Raw genomic sequence first — 15,279 nt, 5'->3', positions numbered from 1 at the left:
TAGCTTACAAGATAATCGCCAATCAAACAGCTATTACGAGGGTGTCCTTACAAATCAAATTCGAAGCCGATTACCGCTCAGATTGCTCACTGCTCCGATTGCGAATCACTTGCTGCAGCGTCTTCTTTTGATGGGCTTGCTGCCACGTCCTCGTCATCGTCGTCCCACACTGCGAACGCATCCCGAATTTTCTGCCGAAATCTCTTTCTCTTCACACGATAATCTTCACGCTCTTCATCGCTGAGGCGTTGCGCCTTGACGGTTTTAAGTCCAAATATGAACAGCAGTAGAGTCAATAGCGAAAAACGTCTTCGACAACGAAAAAACATCTGCAGCCACCTCTTTTTGTAAACTCGGGCCAAATCTCGATGAACCTGTCCCTGTATCAGTGAAGGTACACAGGCGGTCTGGCAACCGGTCTCTCTTTGACAATACTGCCTGACATGCGGGGTGTCAACGCGATTTGCAACCGTGCGAGATAAAACTGAACTGATTGCCGGACTCCCGTAAGAGATGACAAAGACATGTCTTTGAATCCGACATCATAGACATCAAAAATAGCAGCCTTGGGACAAGGCTTACTTCTAACTCCACGTGGATGGTAGGGAACAACACATGGGAAACATTATCTGGATGAGTTTGCTGTCGGGACTATCAACGCCTCTGGGGTCCCTGCTTGTGATTCGATACCACCGAACCCTCATGCGCGCTCAAGGTGTATTCTGGGGTATCGCAGCAGGAATTATGACTACGCTTGTTCTCATTGAATTGATGCCGTCCGCCATTCAAATGGGAGGGAGGGGGTTATTTTTCAGCACCGCCTTTGGCGGTATAGTCTTAATGCTGCTGTTGCGAAATTGGCTGGCTCAAAGAATTGATTCCACTGCGTCTCTGGAGATGACTGCAGTTCAAACCAATTTTCTCGAAATGGGTTGGTTCGTCGCTGTAGCCATAGCCTTGCATGATTTACCCGAAGGTATCGCCATCGCGGCGGGAGACGCCGTTCATCCAAACATGGGTATTCTGATTGCGGTCGCAATTGCAGTCCACAACATTCCTGAAGGAATGAGCGTCGCTTTTCCGCTCTTTCTGGCGGGCGTAAAGCCTCGCAAGATTTTTTGGCTGTCAGTCTGGATTGGTACGGTGACACCCATTGGTACAGTTCTCTCACTGTGGTTTGTACACATCTCCACAAACTTTATTGCGATCTCACTGGCGCTGGCGAGCGGAACCATGCTGCTTGTCGTATTTCGCGAAGTTCTTCCTGAGGCACTTCGTCTCGGCAAGCGCCAAGCCAGTCTAGGAGGTGCAATCGGTGCCTTATTAATGGTATGGCTTGCTTCGCTTCACATCTAGCACTGATTGTGTACGGTTATACACTCCGGCACCCAGACGTACAAGGCGTGTCAATTGAAACAGGAAGCTAAACTCATGGCCAGCCGTCGTCCTGGATAGGCTACACCTAGCTCCTCGCATCGCCAAGTGATACGATGTGGAGAGTTGGAGGTGCAACCGTGACATCAACACCTGAAGACACATTACGACATGAGCCACCATCTATCAATGCACGTTTGTTTGGATTATCGTGGTCGCATTTTCTTAATGACGGATCCGCGAACTACCTGCCAGGAATCCTGCCGGCAGTTCTCATTTCGCTCCATCTTCGCACACAAATGGCCGGCGCTCTCATGGGAGCACTTTTGATTGGCCAGGCAGTTCAGCCCGTCATGGGGTACATTGCTGACAGGCTTGGAGGCCGTATGCTGATTGTCATCGGACTCCTGGGCAGTTCGATAGGCGGTGCACTGCTGGGGCTGGCTCAGCAAGTATGGATTTTTGTTGGATTACTGTTCCTAATTGGGCTCGGAAACGCCTTGTTTCACCCGCAGGCACTGGCGGCAGTACGAAGCCTGGTTCGGAACCGACACGGATTCAACACTTCAATATTTCTTGTTGGAGGGGAATTGGGAAGGGGGGTATGGCCAACAGTCAGCAGTTTTGTCGTCGTCCATTTCGGGCTGCCTGGACTGTGGGTGTTTGCGGTTCCAGCACTGATTACAGTCCCCTTTCTCATTCGCCTTGCGCCGCGTCTTGAACCGAAAACATCTCATGGGACCGCGATACATTGGCGCAAACACTTCTATCCTCTGACAATTTTGATTGGATACGCAGGGATACGGTCCTTCATGACCTACGGTGTAGTAACTTTCATTCCACTGTTATGGCATTTTCGGGGAGGGTCATTAATTGCGGGAGCATCTATCATTACATCAGTGCTTGTCATCGGCGTTCTGGGGAACTTAGGCGGCGGACATTTCGCAGATGGGGCAGGGCGACGGCCTATTTTGCTCATCTCAGTGATTGGGTCGGCCCTTTTCATACCCCTTGTAGTCCATGCAGCAGGTGTCTTGGTCTGGCTGTTAGCTGGTCTCCTCGGTATTCTTCTGTTTCTCAGTGCCTCCACAACGGTCCTGATAGGACAAGACATATTCCCAGAAAACCGTTCTTTGGGCTCCGGTATCGCCTTGGGTTTTGCCAATGGAATCGGAGCGCTTTTAGTCTTCATTGTAGGCTTTTGGGTCAACGAGGCCGATGTTCATACAGTCTTCTGGATTCTTGCCGGCGCAGGCATCGTTTCCGCGTTGTTTGCCTTTGCCTTTCCACGCAAACTTTTGAACAACGAGACTTGACATCTGGTTAAATGCCGCCCGCGAAGGGTACCGACAATCCCTCAAAAAACACCGGACTGACAGGTCATGTCAGCCCGGTGTTTTTGTTCACAAATGACCGCAAATGGCCTCAGCTAAAACTCCCTCCACCAAATTGACCCCAATCAATGTCTATTTACATGGATTGTGACAGGCTGATACAAAGAACGTGCTGTTACAAAGAACGTAAGGAGTGAAAACTGAAGTGCCGCAATCGATACACACACCGATGCGAAAAATCCATGTTAACGACGGACAAGTGCTTTGCCCCTTGAGGGGTCTGATTGACGTCGAGTTGTGTTTTTATTGCACGGATTTGGTGACTGTCAACTTGGACAGTAAAGCCCCAAGTATCACCTGCAAGGCGACGGACGATATATCAGAAGAGCAGCGCAAGGCGTACAAGTGGATGAGCTTGCTCCAGCTTGCTGAACGCTATGGGAACGTCAGCAAGGTGTGTCGTGACCACAGCATCTCTCGCTCCATGTTCTATCGTTACAAACGCCGCTATGAACAATACGGCTTTCAAGGTTTGATGACGCCAACTCGCTTGTGACTCACGTGGTGCCGCACCCGAACCATTTTACACGGGAAGCACGTTACAGCAGACAAGTTGCAGTGACAGAACAGAAAGGGGTTAGTAGTATTTGCTTGGCACTCGGAACGACTGAGTTTTCGACTTCACCTTTTTGGGACTGCGACTCTTCCATGCTTTCCACACATTCCCGAGAAGCAATCCGATGTACAGGTAGGTGAGCCCGCCATGTATTGCAAACACCAATGTACTGATAGCCGCTGCAACGATACCAAAGACGACCTGGTGTCCATATTTGGCCGGCGACGTAGGAGGGTCAGTCAACATAAAGAACGCCAAGAACAAGGCTGAGTTGATAAACGGTGTTCTCAAGGCATCTCCCGGTGTGTCTGAAGAGAGTCCCAGATGAAACATTCCCATGACCAGCAGCAGCACAAAGTAAGTCCCGAGAAATGCAAACACCTCAGGCAACTTGTTTACCCTGACTGCAACCCACAGTCCGCCGCCAACCAACAAAACAATGAACAGAGCCGGCATCAGCGCAAGACTACCCCACCAACTCTGTCCGGTAGGAAAGATCATGGCCGACAAAAGTAATCCGAATGCTGCTGGGTTGAGAATTGGTTTGCGTTTTATTCTGAGAACATGTTTCGAAAGCAGGGCAATTGCCGTTGTGGCAATGACCGCATACGCCGGACTCGTCGAACTCAGAATATCTGCCACTATGAGGCCTGTGATGATACCTCCGTCAGATATTAATCGAAATGGACGCTGGAACAGAGACACAGCTAGGTCGAACAGTACTCCCGTGCCCACTGCATAAACTGCATTTAGAAATCCGTGGTGTTGATGCGGGTTCAAAAGCGAAAATAATGTAAGCACCGTGAGAACAAGCATGACAAGACCCTTGGGCTTTTTCAGATATTTCCTTATTGAGCTTTGTCTCCAAAGGCTCTCACTTGTAGAACTCATAAATGAAATCCTCCATTTTATCTGTCAAATACGTCTCAAGACCTGATGTGATAATAAGCCCGTTCAGACCGTTTTGTTCCAATAAGTCAATGCCTTGTCCTTTGCCGAGAAGGAAAGCGGCAGTCGAAAATGCGTCTGCCATCATTGCATACGGGGCAATAACCGTACAACTTACGGTCTCTGGCCCTTTGTCATCCCTGTTCTTCATTGGATTCAATAGATGATGCACCCGAGGATTACTCGGACTAATCCGATAGTAACTGCCAGACGTACAAACTGCCGCGTCATTGATGGCATGTAAGCTGCAAATAGAGTCGTCAGGATGCAACGGGTGTTTAATTCCCAGACGCCACGGCTTCTCGTCCTCGTCCACGCCGTGGACAAACACATCTCCGCCAGCGTCAATGGAAAACCCGGGGAAGTTCATCAAGGTCCGAGCTGCCAAGTCAACTGCCAATCCCTTTGCCACAGCGCCTACATCGAGAAGTAAAGGCCGCATTAGGGTAATGGTCCGTTGTTCCTCGTTTAAAATAATGTCTTGATAATTTGCATCAGTATTCACAAGACCTGTCCACGAAACTGTCTCGCCTGTGATATAATTCCTGTTAAACCCGTGCTCCTCCATGTTGCGTCCAATGGTTGGGGTAAAGACGCCGTCAGTAATGGCTGCCATAGCCACTGCAAAGTTAACTGCATTAAACAGGTGTTCTGGAACTTGAACTGGTTTTCCCACAGTATGTGAGAGTTGGCGGAGAGGGCTATCCGGGTCGAATCGGCTGCATTGTTGTTCGACTTCGCGGAAGAGCGCAAAAGCTGAATCGATGTACCTCGCTACTATAGAATCAGTTTCGGACGAAACAACATGGATTGTTACAGTCGTTCCCATGCAAAGTTCTGATTCGACTCTGTGTCTCATGACAGCAACTCCAAACGGTGAAAACCCAAATTTGCATCTACACGCTTATTTTTTGGCTTGCTTGAGTGCTTTATAAACGGCTTCCGCAAAATCATAGGTACTGGCCGTAGCACCGGAAACAATTTGAATCCTCCATGTTTGATCTGCCTTCACTTCATTTGGCAGAATCGGGTTAATCACGGATTCCGGATAATGTGTGGTGCACTGTGTGATTCTAACAGACGTGATTTTACCCTGTTTGATGCTTAACGCCACGCCGACCGTACCGTATGCATTGGTGCCTGTTGCCTGGTAAGTTCCATCCTTATATTTGGTTTGTGCTGAACTGCTCGACTTTGCTGAAGGGGTTGACCCTTTACTTGAAGTTTGTCCATTTGCAGATGAAGAACCTTTTGCCGTGCTTTGATTCGTGTTTGTACTTGAACTTGAACCCGCTTTTGCTGCAGGTGCGCTGGAGGGCGCTCTGGAGGTCGTCTCGACACCCGGATTGAGTTGATGTGCGGTTGGTTGTGTAACGTAGTATCCAGTTGCGTATACTGCACCTACGGCAACTGCGCACAACGTCGCCAGACGCGGATTCATTCGTGCGGCCATTCAGTTCGAACCCCCTTACCCGGTTTGTCTGTTGATTTGCCTTCGCAACACGGAAGGCCTAATGCCACTATAAGTACCAAGCAATCATCAAATGAAGATCAAATCACTTTAGAGTTCCTTTCATTTTTCAATAGACCATCATTTTCACTATAATCCGATGCATGTGCTGGTACATGGACGAAACCGGGCTGGAGATGTAGTATCGCATTGAGTCTTTTTTGAAATATTTTTCGTTGAATAGACACTAACAACCATAGAAGGAGCGTTTCCAGTGTGCGGATTTGTAGGAATTTTGAACATAGACAAGAGCCGTCCTGTTCAAGTAGACAGGTTGGAAGCCATGAGTCAGGAGATCATCCACCGGGGACCTGATGAGGCCGGTTGGTATATCAACGGCTGTTTTGGCATGGCTTTTCGCAGGCTTTCCATCATCGACATCAACGCTGGACATCAGCCCTTCCACAACGAAGCGCATAACGTTCACGTCGTCTTCAACGGAGAAATTTATAATTATCAGTCTCTACGCATAGAATTGTTGCAATACGGCCACGCCCTTCACTCTGAGGCGGACGGCGAGGTCATTTCTCATTTATATGAAGAGCACGGAATTTCTTTTATCAAGAGACTGCGCGGTATGTTTGCTATCGCCATCTACGATGAAAGAGAGGATATCTTGTATCTCATCCGTGACTACTTCGGCATTAAACCACTCTACTATTCGGAAACCGCAGGCAATATTTCTTTCGCGTCGGAAATCAAAGGTCTTCTCAAGGGGAGAGACTCAGCGCCATCCATTAGTTCTCAATCTCTGTGGGATTTTCTCACTTATCAATACGTACCCGATCCCGATTCATTATTTGACGGGATCTACAAAATACCTCCGGGATCATACCTGAAGTTTGAACAGGGAAAAGCCAAGGTTGAACGGTACTTTGATCCAATGTTCGATTCAGATGAGAGTATAACAGCCGGTGAAGGCATCGACGGTATCCAAAGAGCCCTAGAAGATTCCGTAGAACATCACAGCATTGCTGATGTACCCGTGGGTTCTCTCTTGTCGGGCGGAATTGATTCGTCGATTATTGCATCTTTGCTTGCCGACAGACAGAAGGAATTACATACATTCACTGTTGGGTTCGAAGGCGGGACGCAGAACGAGTGGGACATGGCCGCGCATACGGCTAGATGGCTCGGTACAAAACATCATACAGTGACTGTCGACGCTCGCGACATCATGAACGAAATGGAACGGTTTGTATTCCATCTTGACGAACCCATCGCAGACCCAAGTGCACTTGGGTTGTACTTTGTCAGTAAGTACGCGAGAAATTACGTGAAAGTATTGTTGTCGGGGGAGGGCGCGGACGAACTGTTCGGCGGCTATCCCATCTATCATGAGCCCGTATCTTTGGAGGCATTTAATCGCATGCCTGCAGGCGTGCGCCAGAGTTTGCAAACCATGGCTGGATTGATTCCCGAAGGAATGAAGGGTCGAAACTTCTTACTTCGTGCGGCCACTCCGTTGCCACAGCGTTTCCTTGGCAACGCAAAGATTTTCTCAGAAGCAGACAAGCGAAACATCGTGCCTGGTGCTGCACAATTTGCAGACTCATTCGAGCGTGTGCAGGCTTTGTATGAACATACCAAATTTCAGGATGACATTACGCGCATGCAGTATGTCGATATGAACACATGGCTGCCCGGGGATATTCTGATGAAGGCTGATAAGACAACCATGGCCCATTCACTGGAGTTGCGTGTACCGTTTTTGGACAAAGAAGTTTTTGCCCAAGCAAGCAAGATTCCGGCCCATTACCGGATTGCTGGCGGAACAACCAAATGGATTTTACGCCAAGCCTTTCAAAGCAAATTGCCGCCAAATGTGTTTGATCGTAAGAAACTCGGATTCGCAACTCCAACAAGCTATTGGATTTCAAACACCCTCAAAGACTACATCGGCAGCACACTGGACTCGCAATCCGCAGGACAGGTCCTGGACAAACGTTACGCAAAAAAACTGTTTGATTTACATCTTGCAGGAAAAGGAGACTATTCAAGAAAAATCTGGACCATTTTTGTATTTATTGTGTGGTATGAAACCTTCATGACATCCCTGAAGGAATCAAAGGAGAGGACATCCGTCGTAAATTAGGTAGAAAATCTGATATTTCGTCGAAAATTAGGAAGATTCATCCCTCGTCATAAACAGATTCAGGATATATAATAGTTCCGACTCGAACGAAGGAGACACCAGCTTGATGACGAGACGAACTCATACATGGAAAATTCGAAATAAGGCGATGCGATGGGGTGCGCTTGCAGCAGGGTCAGGACTATTGAGCCTGTCCCTGTTGTGCTCTCCAAATTATGCAGATGTGACGACTAAACCGACATCTGTACAGTCCAATTCGTTTCATCAGTCTGTGGTGGTCAATCAGACACTGAAGAACGGCGTCCCCATGATTGCCACGAAAGCGCCTCATCCTCCACACATTGTTTCCCAAGCAGCTGTGGTCATGGACTTAACAACTGGAACGATTGTTTATGCAAAAAATCCGCAGGTGACTCATTACCCAGCAAGCCTGACGAAAATAATGACTGCTCTGATTGCCATGCAAAAAGGGCATCTCACTGATGAATTAACAGCCAGCAAACTGGCGACAGAGCAACCCCCTGATAAGTTGTACCTCGTGCCCGGGGAACAAGAACCGCTTCAGAAATTACTTTACGGAATGTTGCTGAATTCCGCCAATGATGCCGCGGTGGTTATCGCACAGAACTATGGAGGAAGCATTCCCGGCTTTGCGAAACTCATGAACCAAGAGGCGCATTCACTTGGTGCCAATCACACTCACTTTGTCAATCCCAGTGGATTACCGAATCCCCGTCACGTTACCACTGCCTACGATATGGCCGTAATAACCCGTGCAGCGATGCAGGAGCCTTTGTTCAGGAAGATCGTTCGCACGCGTCATTTTCAGTGGAACGGAGAAAAATGGCACCGAAACCTCGTAAACATCAACTCTATGCTTTTCTCCTATCCAGGTGCTATTGGAGTGAAAACAGGGTACACAAGTGTTGCCCACGAAACGTTGGCTGTTGCGGCAACGCGTGGTAATCAGACTTTTTTAACGGTATTACTGGACGCTCCGTTGAACCGGGAGATTGACAGTGACGCAACGAATTTGTTGAATTACGCCTTTAAAAATTACAAAACAGTTGACATTGTAAAAAAGGGAACTGTAGTCAGTCATTTAAGTCTTTCCAAAACGGGGAAACAGTTGCCTGTCCTTGCCGGTAAAACAATGATGGCGACGGTGTTAAAAAATCAATCCCTCTACTCGTCAAAGAAGTTAGTCTTCAATCCTCATATCGGTAGTGCAGACCCGAGCACTGGTCAAATTGGGAAGTTGGAGTTTTTGAAAGGCGGTTCTGTCGTTGCATCCGATCCCCTTGTCCTGCCGCCACACTCCATCCCAAAAACACACTACCCTCGCAATGCATGGAACTTCCACTTTCACTGGTGGAGATGGGTCATTGCAAGTGTTGCAGGTGCGCTGGTCATTCTCGCCTTTATAAGACGCAGTCGACGTCGACGCAAGCGCAAATATAGTGCTCGGTACTCGGAGCGGTCGTGGGGCCAGTATTACCGCCGTTAGCGAATTGTTGTTGAAAACACGAGATGGAAAAACAGAAAGAGACTGTAACTTGACGCTGGTCAAGGCAGTCTTTTTTAGTATTTGCAACAATTAACTCAAGCAGGCAGAGAGCATCCCAAACCTGCGGACCGTGACAGAGTGCGGTAGAAGGGAGGACCAAAAGTGGCCTTTATTATCACGTCACCATGTATTGGCGAAAAGGCTGCAGACTGCGTGGAAGTATGTCCTGTCGATGCCATTCAAGACGGCGGAGACACCTATCTCATCAATCCCGATGTCTGCATCGACTGCGGTGCGTGTGAACCAGTGTGTCCTGTGTCTGCCATCTTCCAGGAGGAATTCGTACCGGAAGAGGAAGAAGAGTGGATTGCAAAGAACAGGGATTTTTTTGAGGAGACATAGGCAGTCCGGTCACCAGCGCAACTGACCGACACGCCAGGGTTTTCTTGAATTGCGGGATGGGCTTTTACGGCCATCCCAGTTTTCTTGAATTGCGGGATGGGCTTTTACGGCCATCCCAGTTTTCTTGAATTGCGGGATGGGCTTTTACAGCCGTCCCAGTTTTCTTAAATTGCGGGATGGCTCTTACAGCCGTCCCAGTTTTCTAGTTCTGGTATCTGTGGTGCAAGACATGTTATCTGTTTAGCTCGAAATTGCGAAAACTTGGCACCTGTAGTGTCTCTGGAGTACTATGCAGATAGAGTTTCTGTACATATCCCGGTTAGCAACACCGAACTGAAGCAGCTAACGAGGTGAATCATGAGGAACGAAAGCACTGCCAGGTACACAGTCTCGGGTATTTCTGATGTTTTAAGAAACCGAAATGCCGGCTTTTTAGGCTATCATCGAGCTGTTGAGACTGCTGTTCTGGTCGCCCTGAAGCAACAACAAGGAGTGCTGCATGTATTGTTTGAGCGAAGGTCGTTTAGCCTTCGCCGTCAGCCCGGAGAAATCTCTTTCCCCGGAGGACATGTCGAAGCGACAGACCGGAGTCAATTACATGCGGCTGTGCGTGAAACGGGCGAGGAACTGGGTATAAACCAAGACACCATACGAGTGCTTGGTTCACTGGACATCTTCCCGGCATCTTCTGGCCTGCTCGTGTATCCGTATGTGGGTTTTCTCCCAGATGACGCAATTCTTCGACCTAATCCCAAAGAGGTTGCGAACATTCTGTCGGTTCCCTTGCAGACTCTACTCGAACATGAGCCGGACATGTATCGCGTTCACTTACAACCTGAGTTTCCCGAAGATTTTCCGTTCCACCTGATTCCGAACGGACGGGCTTATCCCTTTCGAACGGATACACAGGTACAATACTTTTATCAATTCGATGATTTTGTTGTGTGGGGCTTAACCGCCAAGGTCCTGACTCACTTTCTCGACCTCCTGCGGTGACAGGTTCACAGCCCCTAAAACACGCAGACGCGAAACCAATTGGAGGAGACTGTCATATGGAATGCAAAATGAGTGAAGCGGCGACAACCAAGCTGAAAGAAATTCTTGAAAATGAAGACGACAAGCAACTGAAGTTCAGAGTATTTGTCGGACACGCCCATGGAGATCACGCACACTACGGATTGGGGCTCGATTACCAAAAGGAGACGGATGAGCTTGTGACGACCAATACGGGGGTAGAGGTTCTTTTGGAGAAAAACGAAAAGTTCCTTCGGAACATCGAGGTTGACTACAATCCGGATAAGGACGAATGGAGCATCGTGAACCCAAATTCAAGTCATCACCATCATGAATAACCCCGAATCGAGTTTCGAACGCGATTTCTTACTTGTTTCGCCAAGACTGCTCCAAGGGGCAGAACGGTTAAAGTCATCCCAAAGTAGGCTGGCGTCACAAACAGCATGTAGTGGGAGAGTTCGACACTGTCACGCCACAGGTACAACGACGCTGCGCCGGTGACCGCCACTGACCCGAGGGTCAAATTCCGCAGTGAAGGAGCATTTGTGAAGGTCTTGAGGGAAGAAGTAAAACAGTACTGATAAAGAGACACCTTGAGAAAAATCACAGAAATGATTCCGAGTACGTACAAGGTATCAAAACGCTGAATAAATCTCCCAATTCGTATGCCGCGCACCACTTCAAGAATTGGATACTGAAGGTAGTTGGCTGTCAGTCCCAAAACCGAGATAATCAGTACCTCAATCATGGCCAGGAAAAGCGTAATGACGATACCAATCCACACAATATCCATTGCGGCTTTTTCCGGCTGCTTCAAATGCGGTACAAGTTCCAGTGCGGTGACCAACTGCAACGCAAATGCAACAGTTGGCTGTATGGCGGCCCGAAATACCGGGCTCCAGCCATCGCCAAGGATCGGTAATAACATATCCGGATGCATTGTCGGAACAATCAACCCAGTAATAAAAAGCACTACGAGAAAGGATAATGGGGTGACAAACTGTGCGAAGCGCGCAATCACTTCCATCCCTGAAAAAACGGCGTACGCGATGGGGATAAAAAATACGCCAGCAATCAACGGCTCCGGTGTCTTTGGCAGAATTGTAATTCCTGCAAATACGAGAAACTGCCTGGCCATCAAAGCTGCTTGATTCAGCAGCCAAAAAAGGAGCCATAAACCGAAGACGCGTCCTAGCCAGGGGCCAAATGATTCAATCAATGCCTCCGTCAAGCTTTGGGACGGAAAATAATTGGTAAACACCTTGACAATAAGTGCTGCCGCTCCTGTACCCAGAATAAAGAGCAGCGAGGCAATCCATCCGTCATGAACCGTGAAATTTGCAATTGCCAAAGGCATGGTCAGGATGCCTGTGCCCATAATCAGCCATAACATAAGATACCGAAATTGGGTTCGCGAAACCTGTGTTTTCATTGATTTACACCCTTTTCATAAGCCAATTAGTAGGGGGCTCAAAGAGCATTTTCAGCCATCCCAGGGGCTCGACTTGAGGCCACAAATGAAATCGAATTGTCACACAAAGTGCAAACGATATGAACCACAAACACCCGACCACAATCCACTCTTTTTTCTCAGGCCTCGTCTTTTCGACGACAAAAAATAAAACTTGTCCAGCCAAATACATCACAAACACCCAAATCATGTCGAGGCACCTACTTATTTGGCGGCAAGGAGCCATGTGTAGAATAGGCTCCAACCGGTGGTCTACCAGCAAGTCCAGTTTTGAGTATACTCACATGAACATGAAAGGTAACAGGGATAGCGGGATACACCGTATCCCAAGTAGACGCATATCTTCTCCACATCCGAGGCTTAACCCTGTGCAAGCTGGTTGCGAGTTGAGCTCCATCGATGCCTTCTGATTGCATCGCGGCCATGGAGACCGTCATGTGGCGTTTCATATAATCGTCAACAGCGGTTTCCAGCATCCGCATGACAGTTGGCGTAAGAGTTGTGCAACCTCCAACGTGATCGACCTCGGCCCTTCCTGTGACTGTAATATCAACGGACGGGAGCCGGGAGGAGGTATTCCAACGTATGTTGCGATAGGTGCTTAATAAGCGAACAGTACTCTTCTCATGAGAGGCATGACCGCCTTTGAGTGAAACAGTAATGGGAACTTGCCTGGTTTCACCGAGCATCCACAACAATCCCTTCAGTTCAGCACCCTTAGAGACGGTGACCAATTTCCCTTTTTTCACCAACCCCAATCCCCTAACTTGGGGCATGCGCATGGCATTCAGACCCAGCACACAAGCAGATGAAGTGTGAGCCGGCTCAAGATACTGACGCAAGAACGTCAATTGTTCAGTGTTGTATGCCTCTGATACATAATTCATCATGTCAAGCAACTGACGAATTCCAAGGGATGTCACCTGTGGGTTCAAGAACCGGGCCTTCAACACTTCGGCGGCCGTGTTATCTGCAATCAGAAGAAGACTGTTTCGACGATATGCCCGGTCTCGCTCAAGGTAATCAAAGGCGCGGTCTAAGCCGTTTTCAGCGTAGCTTTTTCCAAATATGAACAAAACATTATGCGGGTAGTACAGTCTTCGTGGAGACCTGGTCGTCAACACGGACAACGCATCCTCAATCGTATCTCCCGTTGAGGAGACGATGAACGACTGCCTTTTGTCCGTTTCCGCGGTTGAACTCTGTCCGGACTTGATTGGACGAAATACCTCAAGCGTCACACGCACTTTGTTTGTCTCCAGCAAATCCACTCCAATGCCTGCTACGACATTCAAATTTTCCACTTCGGTCGCATCAAAGCATCCCGAAAGTCCCAGCGATACAATGACAGTAATCAGGAGCACCAGCATGCTACTGTATTTTCTGACAAGCACACGTCCCACTTTCATGGCTTTTTCCGGCTTCTTGCATGACTGATAGGGTTTTCTGAACGGCTCCGGACCCTGTCCTCAGGCGCATATATTGAAGGACGTGTCTTCATGTTCCAAAATGGGGTCCTGAAAATAACGTCTTTGAAGTCTTGAGGCTGTCCCGGTGCCACAGGTGCAAGGTAGGGTACAGCTAAAGACCTTAATGACAACAGATGCAAGACCAGGAGAATACCAAGAATCATGACACCAAACAAACCTAGAAAACCTGCACACAGGAGAAACACAAATTGTATGACACGAACAGCATTGACCAAGCTGTAATCCGGGAGTGTGAACGACGCAACACCTGTAGCGGCTACAACGATGACCATTCCCGGTGAAACCAATCCTGCGGTCACCGCTGCTTCACCGATAATCAGAGCGCCGACAATACTGACAGACTGACCTACAGCACGTGGCAGCCGGACACCGGCTTCTCGCAACGCCTCAAATGAAAACTGCATGATGAGCGCTTCAAGCAGAGTTGGGAAAGGAATTCCCTCGTGCTGTGCCTCTAGGTTGATTAGAAGAGGCGTAGGGACAAGGTCTTGATTAAACGTGAGGAGGGACACGTACAGACTTGGAAGCAGAATAGAGGTCCAAAACATAATGTGCCGCAAAATACGTATCGGCATGGCAATGACGAACAGACCGTAGTAGTCTTCGGAAGCCGTAAGCAGGGAAGACAAAACGACCGGCATGATGAGTGCATTGGGACTTCCGTCCACAATGAGCACAATCCGCCCTTCGGACAGGGCCGCGGCAATTTTATCAGGTCGTTCCGAGGTTTCAATTAAAGGGAAAGGACTCCATACACTGTCACGGATGAGTTCCCGAATATGGTTCGAATCAATCACAGAATCCGTCTTCACGTTTTCTAAACGCCTTTGAGTTTCGGTAATGTAGTTCTTGTTCGTGACGCCATCCACGTACAACAAGGAAACCTTTGTATGCGTGACGGCCCCGTAACGGTATGATTTAATCTTGAGCCGAGCGTCTCGCACAATCCGCCGTACTTGTGCAATGTTAACGTCTAGTTGTTCAATAAACGCAGCTTGTGGTCCCTGAATGGCAGGCTCTCCTTGGGAAACATCCACATTACGACCGCGGACTTGAGATACATCGGTCATCAGAGCATTCTTATGCCCATGAACATAAATGACCGCTTTGCCTTCGCTAATGGCTTGGTGTATTTCTTCCATTGTTTTGGCAAGGTGATCGGAGGGGACTGTCAGCCGCCTCTCGACTTCATCTATGCCAGGACGTCCACGGCCATACGCCGAGAGAAACTGTGTAATGGGTTCGAACACTGCATTTGAAATGAGTTGACGGTCCACGAGCGTCGTCAACCACGTGACAACGATGTATTCACTCCCATTGTTCAATTCCAAAACGTTTGTTCGAAAGTCATCGCAGTCTGTCCAGTGTGCAAGCAGTTCCTCCTTAAATTTGTCGATTCTCGGCGGTATCGGGAATGGTGTCTTTGCAGTCTGAACGGAGTTCTGAGATTGCGATGATGGGGCCTGTCCCGTACGCCCACGAGACGGATGTCCAAAGATATTCACGGTCTATTCTCTC

General features: G+C 48.6%; 15 protein-coding genes. 8 read left to right on the top strand and 7 right to left on the bottom strand.

The annotated features are described in order from the left end of the window. Nucleotides 1-86 precede the first annotated feature (86 nt). Nucleotides 87-329, bottom strand: coding sequence for a hypothetical protein (locus GI364_RS11950; protein WP_198853772.1), 243 nt, complete (start codon nt 327-329; stop codon nt 87-89). A 286-nt stretch (nt 330-615) separates the two neighbouring features. Here GI364_RS11950 and GI364_RS11945 point away from each other — a divergent pair, with 286 nt between their 5' ends. From GI364_RS11945 to GI364_RS11935, 3 genes are all read left to right on the top strand, one after another. Continuing rightward, the gene (locus GI364_RS11945) at nt 616-1,356 is read left to right on the top strand and encodes a ZIP family metal transporter (protein ID WP_198853771.1); all 741 of its coding nucleotides are present in this window, start codon (nt 616-618) and stop codon (nt 1,354-1,356) included. 158 nt (nt 1,357-1,514) lie between these two features. Beyond that, a complete protein-coding gene (locus tag GI364_RS11940; protein WP_198853770.1) occupies nt 1,515-2,690 on the top strand; it encodes an MFS transporter in 1,176 nt (391 codons plus the stop codon). Between the two features lie 223 nt (nt 2,691-2,913). Further along, complete coding sequence (locus GI364_RS11935) at nt 2,914-3,264, top strand: helix-turn-helix domain-containing protein (RefSeq protein WP_198853769.1); 351 nt, start codon at nt 2,914-2,916, stop codon at nt 3,262-3,264. 81 nt (nt 3,265-3,345) lie between these two features. Here the strand turns inward: GI364_RS11935 and GI364_RS11930 are convergent, their stop codons facing one another. From GI364_RS11930 to GI364_RS11920, 3 genes are read right to left on the bottom strand one after another with little or no spacing between them, the layout of a single operon-like run. Continuing rightward, complete coding sequence (locus GI364_RS11930; RefSeq protein ID WP_198853768.1) at nt 3,346-4,215, bottom strand: RnfABCDGE type electron transport complex subunit D; 870 nt, start codon at nt 4,213-4,215, stop codon at nt 3,346-3,348. Beyond that, nucleotides 4,199-5,131, bottom strand: a complete 933-nt coding sequence (locus tag GI364_RS11925) for an FAD:protein FMN transferase (protein WP_198853767.1) — start codon at nt 5,129-5,131, stop codon at nt 4,199-4,201. The genes GI364_RS11930 and GI364_RS11925 overlap by 17 nt, the downstream gene beginning before the upstream one ends. Nucleotides 5,132-5,176: 45 nt before the next feature. After that, on the bottom strand, nt 5,177-5,725 hold the full coding sequence (locus GI364_RS11920; RefSeq protein ID WP_198853766.1) for an FMN-binding protein: 549 nt from the start codon (nt 5,723-5,725) through the stop codon (nt 5,177-5,179). A 271-nt stretch (nt 5,726-5,996) separates the two neighbouring features. Here GI364_RS11920 and asnB point away from each other — a divergent pair, with 271 nt between their 5' ends. The 5 genes from asnB (at nt 5,997) to GI364_RS11895 (ending at nt 11,138) form a co-directional block, all read left to right on the top strand. Beyond that, on the top strand, nt 5,997-7,877 hold the full coding sequence (gene asnB / locus GI364_RS11915) for an asparagine synthase (glutamine-hydrolyzing) (RefSeq protein ID WP_198853765.1): 1,881 nt from the start codon (nt 5,997-5,999) through the stop codon (nt 7,875-7,877). Between the two features lie 106 nt (nt 7,878-7,983). Then, nucleotides 7,984-9,384, top strand: a complete 1,401-nt coding sequence (locus GI364_RS11910) for a D-alanyl-D-alanine carboxypeptidase family protein (protein ID WP_233096164.1) — start codon at nt 7,984-7,986, stop codon at nt 9,382-9,384. Nucleotides 9,385-9,546: 162 nt separating this feature from the next. Then, on the top strand, nt 9,547-9,786 hold the full coding sequence (locus GI364_RS11905) for a ferredoxin family protein (protein WP_198853764.1): 240 nt from the start codon (nt 9,547-9,549) through the stop codon (nt 9,784-9,786). A 357-nt stretch (nt 9,787-10,143) separates the two neighbouring features. Beyond that, nucleotides 10,144-10,782 (top strand): NUDIX hydrolase, encoded by a 639-nt coding sequence (locus tag GI364_RS11900; protein WP_198853763.1) that lies wholly within the window; start codon nt 10,144-10,146, stop codon nt 10,780-10,782. Between the two features lie 56 nt (nt 10,783-10,838). Then, nucleotides 10,839-11,138, top strand: coding sequence for an iron-sulfur cluster assembly accessory protein (locus GI364_RS11895; protein ID WP_198853762.1), 300 nt, complete (start codon nt 10,839-10,841; stop codon nt 11,136-11,138). Here the strand turns inward: GI364_RS11895 and GI364_RS11890 are convergent. The 3 genes from GI364_RS11890 to GI364_RS11880 form a co-directional block, all read right to left on the bottom strand. Beyond that, nucleotides 11,129-12,232: a GerAB/ArcD/ProY family transporter gene (locus GI364_RS11890; RefSeq protein WP_198853761.1), complete on the bottom strand. Its 1,104-nt coding sequence runs from the start codon at nt 12,230-12,232 to the stop codon at nt 11,129-11,131. The two genes, GI364_RS11895 and GI364_RS11890, sit on opposite strands and share 10 nt — an antisense overlap. Before the next feature lie 239 nt (nt 12,233-12,471). Further along, nucleotides 12,472-13,680 (bottom strand): Ger(x)C family spore germination protein, encoded by a 1,209-nt coding sequence (locus tag GI364_RS11885; RefSeq protein WP_198853760.1) that lies wholly within the window; start codon nt 13,678-13,680, stop codon nt 12,472-12,474. Then, the gene (locus tag GI364_RS11880; RefSeq protein WP_198853759.1) at nt 13,677-15,266 is read right to left on the bottom strand and encodes a spore germination protein; all 1,590 of its coding nucleotides are present in this window, start codon (nt 15,264-15,266) and stop codon (nt 13,677-13,679) included. The genes GI364_RS11885 and GI364_RS11880 overlap by 4 nt, the downstream gene beginning before the upstream one ends. Nucleotides 15,267-15,279: the final 13 nt, after the last annotated feature.

Source organism: Alicyclobacillus sp. SO9 (assembly GCF_016406125.1).
Taxonomy (GTDB): Bacteria; Bacillota; Bacilli; order Alicyclobacillales; family Alicyclobacillaceae; genus SO9.
This window is presented reverse-complemented; position numbering and strand designations above follow the sequence as displayed.